The organism is Betaproteobacteria bacterium, from assembly GCA_016720855.1.
In the GTDB taxonomy this organism is placed as follows: domain Bacteria; phylum Pseudomonadota; class Gammaproteobacteria; order Burkholderiales; family Usitatibacteraceae; genus FEB-7.
Genome location: JADKJU010000005.1, coordinates 240,508 through 252,607 on the forward strand (window position 1 = coordinate 240,508; position 12,100 = coordinate 252,607).

Genomic DNA, 12,100 nt, shown 5'->3' on the forward strand with positions numbered 1-12,100 from the left:
TGAGAGGTTTAGATTCGCGCCGTGATGGTCTTCACACGGAAATAGCTGCGCAGTCCCTCCAGGCCCTTTTCGCGCCCGAAGCCGCTGCGCCGCGTTCCTCCGAACGGGGTTTCCACACCGCCCGCAAAGAACTGGTTGATGAACACCTGGCCCGCGTCCACGGCCTTTGCGAAACGGAACGCCTTCGACACGTCGCGCGTGTAGATGCCGGCGACCAGACCGTACTCCGTCGAATTGGCCACCGCGACCGCTTCGTCGAAGCTGTCGACCACCTGCACGATCAACACCGGGCCGAACACTTCTTCCTGGGCGATCGCATCGCCAGGGTCGGTTACCTGCAGGATCGTAGGCGCATAAAACCATCCGCCCTCGAGTCCGGAGACCTTTGCGACCTCGCCGCCGCTGAGCACTTCGACGCCACGGTCGCGTGCCACCTTGACCATCCCCGCAACCTTGGAAAGTTGTACATCCGAAACGAGCGGACCGAGGTCCGGGTTGTCGAGCCCGCGGCCGAACTTGAAGCCGGCGACCCGGTTGAGCAGCTTCGAGATCACTTCTTCGGCCACGGGGCGCTCCACGACCAGCCGCGAACCCGCCGAACACACTTGTCCGGCGTTCGTGAAAATGCCCTTTAGGATGCCTTCGACGCTCGCGCCGATATCGGCGTCAGAGAGGACGGTCAACGGCGATTTGCCGCCGAGTTCGAGCGTGACGGACGCGACGTTACGGGCGGCGGCCGTCATCACCGCCTTGCCGGTTTTCACCGACCCGGTGAAGGTAACGTGGCTCACATCGGGGTGCGAAGCGAGCGCATCGCCCGTGATCGCGCCGGGACCGCAAACCACGTTGCACACACCTGGAGGAAGCCCGGCTTCCGTGAGGATGTCCATCAACGCCAAGGTGCTGAGGGGCGTCTGCTCGGCAGGCTTCACCACGGCACTGCAGCCCGCGGCCAGCGCGGGGCCCAGGCCGCGCGAGGTCGTCACCATCGGGAAATTCCACGGAATGATGTGGGCGGTAACGCCCACCGGCTCGTGCAGTGTGAGCGACACGTAGTCGGGCCCGAGGGGAATCGTGTCGCCCTGCATCTTGTCCGCGATTCCCGCGTAGTACTCGAAGTAGCGGGCACACGATTCGATGTCCACCTGCGCCTCGCGCAATGGCTTGCCGCTGTCGAGCGACTCTATGATCGCCAGGCGCGGGGCTTCGCGCCGGATGATCGCAGCGGTGCGCGAGAGCACGCGACTGCGCTCCGCGGGAAGCACCTTGCCCCACGCCTTCAATCCTTCCTTCGCCGACTGCACCGCCTGGTCCACGACCAACGGTCCGCTGATCGGCACTTCGGTGATGACCTCGCCGCTGGCGGGATCGAACGTCGGGTGCGCTTTGACCTTGCCGAGCGACACATGCTTTCCGTGGATGAAGGGGTCGAGGGAAACGGTGCCGATCTCGGCGAAGCGTGCGGTCATGTCTGCTCCAACTGGATAGTGGCTAACGATCCCTTGAGGTCTTCGACGACGGCAGCGCGGAGCGCGGGGCCGTTGCGCTCGCGCACCTGCTGGATGATCTGCTGGTGTCGCGAGATGCCCTCGCGCGTGTAATCCAGCAACGGGTAATGAAAGTGCGTCGTGGGGCTGATGCGCACCCACAACGCGCGCACCGATCGCATGGTCTCCGGTCGTTGGGCGGTTTCGTAGATTAGGAAGTGAAAGCGCGCATTCTGTCGCAGCGCGCGCTTATAGTCGTGGGCGTTCAGCGCTTCGACGAGCTCTGCCTGGATCGCTTCCAGCTCGTCCACGGTGTGATCGGTAGCGCGGGTAGCTGCGATCTGCGCCAGTTCGCCTTCTAGCAGGATGCGCAGATCGAAGATCTCCTGCAGCTCTTCGCGCCCCAGGCGCGGCACCAGAATCGCGCGCTTCGCATCGGTTCGCAGCGCGCCATCGGATATGAGCCGCGAGAGCGCTTCCCTCACCGGCGTCACGCTCACCCCCATCGACGCCGCGAGTCTGCCGATGTTGAGCCGCTCGCCCGGGGCCCATTCACCCATTAGCAGCGCCTGCAAAAGCTGTGAGTGCACTTGTACGACGAGGACTTCGCCACGCTGCGCGAGGCTGAAGCGTTCTGCGTCGGGCATCGACACTCCCTTGGGTTTGACTGGGTTCATGATAGCGACTTATGATACAGCATATCTTTTATACGATATATCGCATACGGAGGTGGTATGACCGCAAAACGCGTTGGTTGGAGCGGGGTATTCACGGCGATGGTGACCCCCTTTCGGAGTGATGGCTCACTGAACCTAAGTGGCGTCGACTCACACGTGGAGACGCTTGTAAAGGACGGCGTAGCGGGCTTGGTCGTGGCCGGCAGCACCGGGGAGTTCTATTCGCTCACCAACGAAGAGCGCCTGCAGCTCTTCCAGCAGGTCAAGCGCGTGAGCGCCGGTCGTCTCACCCTCGTCTACGGGACGTCGGCGCTCACGCTGCAGGACACGATCGCCCTGACGAAGTCGGCGAAGCAGATCGGCGCGGACGGATGCATGGTGTTGCCGCCAATGTATTGCCTGCCGACGGGAAAGGAAACGGTCGCCTACTTCTCGAAGGTCGCCGAAATCGGGTTGCCGATCATGCTATACAACAACCCTGCGAGGACCGGGTTCAACGTACCGCCTGCATTGGCAGCGGAGCTGGCGAACATCGAACAGATCGTCGCCTATAAGGAAAGCGCCCGCGATCTCTATGCCGTCGCGGAAACGTACTACCTCACGCGCGACCGCTGGCAGCACTTCGCAGGTCTCGAACCGTATGGGAGCGCGCTCATGAGCCGCGGTGCGAGCGGTCTCGTCTCCACGATTTCGAATGTGTGCACTCGTGAAGTCGTGGAGTACCACCGCGCCTATCAGGCCGGCGACTCGACCACGGTGTCGCGAATGGAGACCGTGATCGACAAGATCTATCACCTCGTACCCAGCTCGGGCCTGTCCACCTTCGCGTTCGTCAAGGCGGCGATGTTGGCCCTGGGCCGTCCCGCTGGTGTTCCTCGGCTGCCACACCTGCCCGCCGATGCCGGCAAAGTCGCAAGCATTCGATCGGCGCTGGAGAAGATCTACGCTGAGGCGAATCTGCCCCTTCCGTCTGCGGCGTCGAAGGAAGTTGTTCCCGCCTAGCTCATCGCATCCACCCTCGCGAACGACGGGCATCATCGGAGGCTCTGATGACCACTCCCGATTGGTATCCGGCACGACCGCCGGCGATGTCTTTCTTTGGGCGTTCGACCTCGCGCTCTTTAAAAGCGAAGTTTCACAAAAGCAATATTCAACTGTGCACACCCTCCATCCAAGAGCTATCCCCGCCGAACCGAGCCGGGTCCGAAGAGCGCACCGGCGGATCTGCTCCGGGTGGTGCGGGCGACGGTGAATCGGAAGATCAGGACGAACGATCGCGGCCGTTTCGATTAGCTTGCTAACGGACTCTGGAACGTCCACGAAGGCGCTTATGAGTGAAATGGGGGAGTGCGTTGGCAAGATCCAGGGTGCGCTGAACGCACCTCCCGAACACCACCCGGCATCACGCCCCGCATTGCTGTCAGATCTTTCGATAACTCGGAGAACCAATTGAACGCCGTTCCGACGGGCACGGCACCGCTTTCGTTGAGGGATCCAACGCTGCTTATGCTGCATCAGGGTTGAAGCCCACCATTCACCCTGCGATTCCATGCGTCGCAGTACTCCATCGTTCACCGGTCGCCTGCCGGGATACACGATGATGTGGTCACTTGGGGCCACTTGAGTCCATCCCGTGTGCGCCCGAAGCCACATCGCCGGCGTCCATGTCTTGTTCCCCACATCCCCTGTCCAAAGTCATCGAAGCAAGGTTGACTCGATGCGGGCCCGTGTCTACAATGTAGATACATCACGGAAAAGTACGGGAGAAGACAATGGACGCAGTCATCAGGAAGTGGGGCAACAGCCCGGCCGTGCGGATCAACGCCGCCGCGATGAAGATCGCGTCATTCGACATCGAGCAGCGCGTGACTATTAAGGCGACCAAGGGACGCATCGTCATCGAGCCAGCCGACAAGCTCGAGTTCAAACTCGAGGAACTGGTGGCGGGCATCACGCGAGAAAACGTTCACGATGAAGCCGATTTCGGCGCACCGGTCGGCAAGGAGGCCCTGTAGTGGCAGGCCGGACCTATGTGCCTGACGCGGGCGACGTGGTCTGGCTCGCGTTCGATCCCCAGGCCGGGCACGAACAGGCAGGGCATCGCCCGGCGCTGGTCATGAGCCCCGCGCTTTACAACGGGAAGTCCGGCCTGATGGTTTGCTGCCCCCTGTCGACAAGGATCAAGGGCTACCCATTCGAAGTGCGGACGCTGGCGGATGGGCAAGAAAGCGTCGTGCTCTCGGATCAGGTGAAGTCGCTGGACTGGAAAGTTCGCCGCGCCAGGAAGAAGGGGACCGTCCCCGAGTCAGTCGTGCTGGAAGTGCGCGCCCGCATCAAGGCGCTGTTATTGATCAAGTAGCCGGGGAGCATAGCGACAAGTCATGGCCAGTTCCACGAAAGGCACTGAAGGCCACATGAGGGGCGTCGATCAAGCGCATTGCGGCCGCATTTTCCAAGTGGTATGATTTATTCATACCGCGCAACCTTTGACACCTCTCGCCATGAGCAACGCCGTCAAGAAGACAATTTCATTGCCCGCCGATCTTGCGCAACAGGCAGAAGCCCTCGCCCTTGCAGAAGGCAAGACGCTGAGCGGCGTCATCCAGGATGCGCTCCGGCAAGCGGGCATTGAACGACGCCTGCAGGAACTGCGCGGCATGCAGGCCTTCTGGAGCCGGAAGGCCCGCGACATGGGAATTCTCACGGAAAAGGATCTCGCGCGTTACCTGCGCGACTGAAGACGGCGCCGACCCGATCGGACACAGGGCGCATGCGAGTCGTCTTCGACACCAACATCCTGGTTTCCGCGCTGGTGTTTCCCGGCGGCCAGGCCGATGCGGCGCTACTGCGCATCATCGAGGGCACGGACGAATTGGTGCTCTCCAGGGCCATCCTCGACGAACTTCTCGAAGTGCTCGGCCGCAAGTTCGCCCGCGATGCCGAGGAGCTGGCTCACGTTGCCGTGTTCATCTCCGAGCTTGCGACCGTGGTCGCCCCGAGGCGAAGGCTCCACGTCGTGAGTGATGACCCCGACAACCGCATTCTCGAATGCGCCCTGACGGGGCGCGCGCAAGCCATCATCACCGGAGACAAGGCATTGCTCGCTCTCAAGACTTTCGAGGGAATCCCGGTGGTGACTTTGGCTTCCTATCTGGGAAACGCGTGAATACCCCGCACACACCACGCTCCGCTTCCGAGCCCGGGAAAGTTGCAGCCACACATACGCCCATGATGCAGCAGTACCTCGCCCTCAAGGCCGGGTACCCGGACATGCTGCTCTTCTACCGGATGGGCGATTTCTACGAGCTGTTCCACGCCGACGCCGAGCGCGCGGCGAAGCTTCTCGACATCACGCTGACCACGCGGGGAGCCTCCGCGGGCCAGCCCATCCGCATGGCGGGCGTGCCGTTCCACGCCGTGGATGGCTACCTCGCGAAGCTCGTGAAGCTGGGGGAATCCGTCGCGATCTGCGAGCAGGTGGGCGACCCGGCGACGTCGAAGGGACCAGTAGACCGCAAGGTGGTGCGCGTCGTCACTCCGGGGACGCTCACCGATTCCGCCCTCCTGCCCGCCACGCGCGAAAGCCTCCTCGTTTCAGCCTGCGTGATGGACCGGACCGCAGGGCTTGCCTGGCTGTCCCTTGCGAGCGGGCGCCTGCGCGTCACCGAAGTGCCGGCAAGCCGCCTGGCGGGCGAACTCGATCGCCTGCAGCCGGCAGAACTTCTCGTGCCTGACGATTTCGACCCGCCCGCCATGCGAGCGAATGCGCCCGTGAAGCGCATCGAATCCTGGCAGTTCGATCCGGCCTCCGGCGCGCGCGAACTCGCCCGGCAGTTCGGAACGACAGACCTTTCGGGCTACGGAGTCGAGGGCCTCTTGCCGGCGCTCGGTGCCGCGGGCGCCCTTCTCGCCTACGCGCGGCACACGCAGCAATCGGCCCTTCCCCACGTCACCGGCCTGGCCGTGGAACGCGAGAGCGAGTTCGTGCAGATGGACGCGCACACGCGCGCGAACCTCGAGATCAGCCAGACGCTTTCCGGCGCCGATTCGCCTACCCTCGCTTCGCTCCTGGACCGCTGCGCGACGACGATGGGCAGCCGCCGCCTGATGCACTGGCTGCACCACCCGCTTCGCGACACGGCGGTTCTTTCCGCACGGCTCGACGGCATCGAAGCCCTCGTGGCCGGCAATTCGCGAGTGCGCCACCCGGCCATCGCAAAGGCGCTCTCGCGCTGGTCGGACGTGGAGCGCATCGCCGCCCGCGTGGCGCTGGGCACCGCGCGGCCGCGGGATCTTGCGGGCCTTCGCGACACACTCGCCACACTGCCTGCCCTGCACGACCTGCTTTCGTCGGCCGGAATGCCCGCGCTCGACCGCCTTGCCGGCCCGCTTGCCCCTGCCGACGACATCCACACCGACGTCGAGGCCTCGCTCAAGGAGGAGCCCGCCGCGGTCATTCGCGAGGGGGGCGTGATCCGCGACGGGTTCGACCGGGATCTCGACGAACTGCGCGCCATCCAGACCGACTGCGGTTCCTTCCTGCTCGAGATGGAAAAGCGCGAGCGCGAACGCACGGGCATCGCCAACCTGCGCGTGGAATTCAACAAGGTCCACGGCTTCTTCATCGAGGTGACGCAGGGCCAGCTCGACAAAGTGCCGGACGACTACCGCCGCCGCCAAACGCTGAAGAACGTCGAGCGCTACATCACGCCGGAACTCAAAGCCTTCGAGGACAAGGCGCTCGCCGCGGGCGAGCAGGCGCTGGCGCGCGAGAAGGAACTCTACGAGGCGCTGATTCGGCGCCTGCAGGGGCGCATCGCGCGCTTGCAGGAAATCGCCGAGGCCGCCTCCGCGCTCGACGCCCTCGCCGCTCTCGCCGCTTCGGCCGAGACGCTTCGCCTCACCCGACCCGTGTTCACGGGCGAGGATGCGATCGAGATCGCCGGGGGTCGCCACCTGGTCGTCGAAAGCCAGGTCGAGGACTTCATTCCCAACGATACGAGCCTTTCGCGCTCGCGGCAGCTTCTCCTCATCACCGGCCCGAACATGGGCGGCAAGTCCACCTACATGCGCCAGGTGGCGCAGATCGCGCTCCTGGCCTGTTGCGGCTCGTTCGTGCCCGCGGCCGCTGCGACGCTCGGGCCCCTCGACCGCATCTTCACGCGCATCGGTGCGTCCGACGATCTTGCCGGCGGACGCTCGACGTTCATGGTGGAGATGACCGAGGCCGCCTCCATCCTCAACAATGCGACGCCGCGAAGCCTCGTGCTGGTGGACGAGATCGGGCGCGGCACTTCAACCTTCGACGGCCTTGCACTCGCCTATGCGATCGCGCGCCACCTGGCGGAGCGCGTGCGCTGCTACTCGCTCTTCGCGACGCATTACTTCGAGCTCACGCAGCTCGCCGCGGAACTGCCGAACATCGCGAACGTCCATCTCGATGCGGTCGAACACAAGGACAGGATCGTGTTCCTGCATCGCCTCGAGCCCGGTCCCGCGGACAAGTCCTATGGCATCCACGTGGCCCATCTCGCCGGCATTCCGAAGGAGGTCGTCCGCGCGGCGAGAAGGCATCTCGCGGAGCTGGAGACTCACCTGCGCCCGGCCGGCGCGCAGTCGGACCTATTCTCGACCCCTGTTGCCGAGATCGAACCGGAGCCTCATCCGGCACTCGATGCGCTGGCCGACCTCGACCCGGACACGCTCTCACCTCGCGAGGCGCTCGAAGCGCTCTACCGCCTGAAGAAGCACCTCGATTCCTAGGACCACGTCATGAAACATGCCTTCGCCCCGGTGTTCGTTGCACTCGCCCTGGCAGGATGCGCCTCGAAGCCGCCGCATCCAGACGCGTTTTCCTTCGCGGTCATGGGCGATGCACCATACAGTGAACACGAAGGCGTGGATTTCGACGCGATGCTTGCGAGGGTGGGCGTTGAGCCGCTTGCCTTCGTCGTGTACGTGGGCGACTTCAAGTCCGCAAGCGACTCACCCTGCACCGACGCGCTCTACGCCGACCGCCGGGCGCGCCTGGACGCTTCCCGCCTTGCACTAGTCCTCACGCCCGGCGACAACGACTGGACCGACTGCCGCCGCGAGTCGAACGGAAAGATGGATCCTCTCGACCGGCTTGCGAAACTGCGGGAAGTGTTCTTCGCCGACTCCTGGTCCCTGGGCCGCTCGCGCATGCCGCTTGCCAGGCAGGAGGCCTGCGCGGAAAGGCAGGGCACGCAATGCCTGTGCCCCGGACTGCCGGAAAACCGGCTCTGGACGAAGAACGGCGTGGTGTTCGCGACGATTCACGTGGCGGGCAGCAACGACAATCGCGGCTTCGATGCGGCCAGCGATGCGGACCAGCGCTGCCGTGCCACGGCCAACCGGGCCTGGATCGAGGGGGCGCTGCGCCTGACGGAAGGCGCCGACCGTCGCGCACTGGTGCTGGTGACGCATGCAAATCCGTGGGAGACAAGCCGCGACAAGGTGTACGACGCGCTTCTGGCGCAGGTGGCAGCGGGCGCCAGGCGCCTCGGGAAGCCGCTCCTTTTCGTGCACGGCGACACGCACACCTATCGCGTGGACCGGCCATTCGTCGACGCAGGCGGAAACCGCGTGGACAACGCGCAGCGGCTGGAGACCTTCGGCAGTCCCGTGGTGGGCTGGGTGAGGGTCACCGTCGATCCGGGCGATGCGGAACTCTTCCGGTTCGAGCCGAGAACGGAGTCGCCCTCTGGCGGCTAGCCCTCGTCACCCTCCGGCGCACTCTCACCGTGCGCATGGCCGTGGCGAAGCTCCTCGGGCGTTGCCGAGCGCACTTCGTTCACCGTGCACTTGAACCAGATGCGCTCGCCCGCGAGCGGATGGTTTCCATCCACCACGACCTGGTCGTCGGCAATGCCGGTCACCGTATAGACGAGGAGGTCGTCCGCGGGGGCATCGCCCGGAACGCCCTCGAAGCGCATCCCGACCTGGAGCACTTCCGGGAAGACGTCACGGGGCTCGACACGCAGGAGCAGGGGATCGTATTCGCCGAACGCATCCTCCGGCAGGAGGTTCAGCGCGACTTCATGGCCGGCGCCGTTGCCCTCGAGGGCCGCTTCCACCTTGGGGAAGATGCCGCCATACCCGCCGTGAAGATAGGCGACCGTCGTTCCGGGCTCGTCGAGCAACTGACTGTCGGCATCGCGAAGCTCGTAGGAAATGGTGACAATGCTGCCCGCTTCAATTTGCCCGGCCATTGAGCGCCTTCAACGCCTCCAGCACCTCGTCGGCATGGTCTTTCGGGTTCACGTCGCGAAGGATGTGCCGCAGGATCCCCTTCTTGTCGATGATGAAGGTCGAGCGCGTAAGGCTCTCCCTGGGCCGCCCGTCCACCACCTTCTTCTCGAGCACGTCGTATTTGCGGCACACCACGGAATCGTTGTCCGAGAGGAGTTGCACCGAGAGCCCCTGCGCGTCGCGAAACGCCGCGTGCGACAGGACGTCGTCACGCGAGACCCCGAAGACGATGGTGTCGAGCTTCACGAATTCCTGCTCGAGGTCGCTGAAATCGGTCGCCTGCATGGTGCAGCCGGGCGTCCCGTCCCTCGGGTAGAAGAAGAGGACGACGTTCAATTTCCCGCGGAAGCTGGAGAGATGCATCATCTCCATGCTGGCGTCGGGCAGCGAAAAGGACGGGGCCGGATGTCCAACCTGTAACATGGGTATCCTCAGGACTCGAATCGATTCTAGCGGATTTCATGGCGCGCAAGGGTGGGCCCGGCGGCGGGCGACAGGATGCGGCAAGGGGGAGCTTTCCGGGCCCGATGCCGGCCGCGCGATTCCTTCGCGAATACTGGCAGAAGCGCCCGTTGCTGGTGCGCGGCGCCTTCCCCGGTTTCGCCGACCCTCTCGGCGTCCGGGAGGTGCTCGCGCTTGCGCAATCGCCCGATGCCGAATCGCGAATCGTGAAGCGCGCCGGTCCCTGGTGGTCGCTCGAGCACGGTCCGTTCACGCGCAAGGTGCTCGAACGGCGGCCGCGCAAGGACTGGACCGTCCTCGTGCAGGACACCAACCATTTCAGCGCCGCCGCCGCGGCGCTGCTCGCGCGCTTCTCGTTCATCCCGCACGCGCGCGTGGACGACCTGATGGTCAGCTACGCGGTCCCGGGCGGAACCGTCGGGCCGCACGTGGATTCGTACGACGTCTTTCTCATCCAGGGCACGGGCCGGCGCCACTGGCAGGTCTCGGGGCAGCGGGATCTCGATTTCGTCCCGGGGCTGGACCTGAAGATCCTCGCGCGCTTCGAGCCCGAGGAGGAATGGGTGCTCGAGGCCGGCGACATGCTCTACCTGCCCCCCGACGTCGCGCACTACGGGATTGCGCAGAGCGAATGCCTGACCTGGTCCGTGGGCTTTCGTGCGCCCTCGGACGCGGAGATAGCCGCCGGCTTCCTCGACTATCTCGGCGAGCGCCTCGATCTCGCCGGACGCCACGCCGACCCGGACCTGAAACCTGCGCGCGGAGCAGGGCGCATTCCCGCGGAACTCGTCGAGCACGTCGCGCAAACGCTCGACCGCATCCGCTGGAGCGGGCGCGACGCACTCGAATTCGCGGGCCGGTTCCTGTCCGAGCCCAAGGGGCATGTGTACTTCACGCCACGGGCGCGTCCCCTGCCCCGGGCGCGGTTCGAGGCGGCCGCCGCGCGCCGCGGGCTGGTGCTGGACAGGCGCGCGCGCCTGCTCTACGCCGGGGGCATGTTCTTCCTCAATGGCGAGGCAGTGTCCGCGCGCGGGCCATGTGCGGCGTGGTTGCGCAAGCTCGCGGACTCGCGCACGCTTGAAACGACGGCGCGCGCGCCATCGGCGTTCCGGGAACTGGCCCACGAATGGCACTCCCGGGGCGTCCTTCACCTGGGCGAGGAGAAGACACCATGAGCACGCTCGGCAAGCCCGAACCCCACCCCGCCTACCGGCAGATTGCAGGCATGGCGGAATCGAGACAGGCCATCGACGAGGTCATTTCCGTCGCGCAGAAATCCCTCTGCATTTTCGACTACACCCTTGACCAGCGCGGATTCGGCAGCCCGGCGCGCATGGAGACGCTGCGCCAATTCCTGCTCGCCGGCCGGGCGCACCGCCTGAGGATCGCGCTGCATGAGCCCGAACTGCTCGAGCGCCACGAGCCGCGCCTGATGATGCTGCTGCGCCAGCTCCCCGCCTCCATAGCGATCCACCGGACGGTCGGCCAGGCGCGCAACGCCTGCGATCCCTTCGTGCTGGCCGACGACCACAGCGTCTGGCACCAGCAGCACCATGACCAGTTGCGCGCCATTGTTGCACTGCACTCTCCGGCCGACGCTTCCCCCCTCAAGGACCGCTTCGAGGAAATCTGGGAGCTGTCCGAGCCCGCGGTCAGCTCGACCACCACTGGCCTTTGAAGCGACAGGGTTTTTTCGCTTAAACGGGCTATTCAAGGGATCCGGGCGATGGTATGATTTTGCGCTGGCCTTGGGCAGCGGCTATGGCATTCTGCATTGCAGCATTCGCCGATGTCCGGCCCAAGAACTCACCCCATAGACACCCATCCCCAAGGATCCGACCTCATGAAAGCTTCCTACCTCCTCGCCATCCTCCTGGCTGCCGGCGTCGTCGCCTGCGGCAAGACCGAAGCCCCCGCCCCGCGCCCGCCCCCAAGGTCGAGGCGCCGAAGCCCGCCGAAGCGCCGAAGCCCGCTGAAGCGCCCGTCGCCGCGCCCGCCGCCGGCGCTCCGGCCGCAGACGCTGCCAAACCCGCCGAAGCCCCCAAGGCCGACGCGAAGCCCGCCGAAGCCCCGAAGAAGTAAACGGGCTTCACGGCAGGAAAAAGCCGGCCCTCGGGCCGGCTTTTTTTCGCCTGGGGAAAGGGATGGAAAAGGGGTCTGTCCCACTACTGTCCGGTTAACGTGACGGGGTGAGACAAAAAT

The 12,100-nt window shown here is 65.0% G+C and carries 13 protein-coding genes; 9 read left to right on the forward strand and 4 right to left on the reverse strand.

The annotated features are described in order from the left end of the window. Positions 1 to 8: 8 nt before the first annotated feature. Both IPP91_18945 and IPP91_18950 read right to left on the reverse strand, forming a co-directional pair. Positions 9 to 1,469: an aldehyde dehydrogenase family protein gene (locus tag IPP91_18945; GenBank protein ID MBL0144119.1), complete on the reverse strand. Its 1,461-nt coding sequence runs from the start codon at positions 1,467 to 1,469 to the stop codon at positions 9 to 11. Further along, on the reverse strand, positions 1,466 to 2,134 hold the full coding sequence (locus IPP91_18950) for a GntR family transcriptional regulator (GenBank protein MBL0144120.1): 669 nt from the start codon (positions 2,132 to 2,134) through the stop codon (positions 1,466 to 1,468). Before IPP91_18950 ends, IPP91_18945 begins: the two co-directional genes overlap by 4 nt. An 87-nt stretch (positions 2,135 to 2,221) precedes the next feature. Here IPP91_18950 and IPP91_18955 point away from each other — a divergent pair, with 87 nt between their 5' ends. The 7 genes from IPP91_18955 to IPP91_18985 all read left to right on the forward strand — a co-directional run bounded on the left by IPP91_18955 (position 2,222) and on the right by IPP91_18985 (position 8,899). Beyond that, positions 2,222 to 3,166 (forward strand): dihydrodipicolinate synthase family protein, encoded by a 945-nt coding sequence (locus tag IPP91_18955; GenBank protein ID MBL0144121.1) that lies wholly within the window; start codon positions 2,222 to 2,224, stop codon positions 3,164 to 3,166. 770 nt (positions 3,167 to 3,936) lie between these two features. Further along, positions 3,937 to 4,179 carry a PbsX family transcriptional regulator gene (locus IPP91_18960; GenBank protein MBL0144122.1) on the forward strand — a complete coding sequence of 81 codons (243 nt, stop codon included), beginning with the start codon at positions 3,937 to 3,939 and terminating at the stop codon, positions 4,177 to 4,179. Continuing rightward, positions 4,179 to 4,523, forward strand: coding sequence for an endoribonuclease MazF (gene mazF, locus IPP91_18965; protein MBL0144123.1), 345 nt, complete (start codon positions 4,179 to 4,181; stop codon positions 4,521 to 4,523). Before IPP91_18960 ends, mazF begins: the two co-directional genes overlap by 1 nt. Positions 4,524 to 4,665: 142 nt before the next feature. Further along, entirely contained in the window at positions 4,666 to 4,902 is a 237-nt protein-coding gene (locus IPP91_18970) for a hypothetical protein (protein MBL0144124.1), read from the forward strand. Positions 4,903 to 4,934: 32 nt separating this feature from the next. Beyond that, positions 4,935 to 5,330 (forward strand): putative toxin-antitoxin system toxin component, PIN family, encoded by a 396-nt coding sequence (locus tag IPP91_18975; protein MBL0144125.1) that lies wholly within the window; start codon positions 4,935 to 4,937, stop codon positions 5,328 to 5,330. 62 nt (positions 5,331 to 5,392) lie between these two features. After that, on the forward strand, positions 5,393 to 7,927 hold the full coding sequence (mutS, locus tag IPP91_18980; GenBank protein MBL0144126.1) for a DNA mismatch repair protein MutS: 2,535 nt from the start codon (positions 5,393 to 5,395) through the stop codon (positions 7,925 to 7,927). A 9-nt stretch (positions 7,928 to 7,936) separates the two neighbouring features. Further along, positions 7,937 to 8,899, forward strand: coding sequence for a hypothetical protein (locus tag IPP91_18985; protein MBL0144127.1), 963 nt, complete (start codon positions 7,937 to 7,939; stop codon positions 8,897 to 8,899). Here the strand turns inward: IPP91_18985 and IPP91_18990 are convergent. Beyond that, complete coding sequence (locus tag IPP91_18990) at positions 8,896 to 9,396, reverse strand: peptidylprolyl isomerase (GenBank protein MBL0144128.1); 501 nt, start codon at positions 9,394 to 9,396, stop codon at positions 8,896 to 8,898. The two genes, IPP91_18985 and IPP91_18990, sit on opposite strands and share 4 nt — an antisense overlap. Beyond that, complete coding sequence (locus IPP91_18995; protein ID MBL0144129.1) at positions 9,380 to 9,859, reverse strand: peroxiredoxin; 480 nt, start codon at positions 9,857 to 9,859, stop codon at positions 9,380 to 9,382. Before IPP91_18995 ends, IPP91_18990 begins: the two co-directional genes overlap by 17 nt. 104 nt (positions 9,860 to 9,963) lie before the next feature. Here IPP91_18995 and IPP91_19000 point away from each other — a divergent pair, with 104 nt between their 5' ends. Continuing rightward, positions 9,964 to 11,073 carry a cupin domain-containing protein gene (locus IPP91_19000; GenBank protein MBL0144130.1) on the forward strand — a complete coding sequence of 370 codons (1,110 nt, stop codon included), beginning with the start codon at positions 9,964 to 9,966 and terminating at the stop codon, positions 11,071 to 11,073. Next, entirely contained in the window at positions 11,070 to 11,576 is a 507-nt protein-coding gene (locus IPP91_19005) for a hypothetical protein (GenBank protein MBL0144131.1), read from the forward strand. The genes IPP91_19000 and IPP91_19005 overlap by 4 nt, the downstream gene beginning before the upstream one ends. Positions 11,577 to 12,100 lie beyond the last annotated feature (524 nt).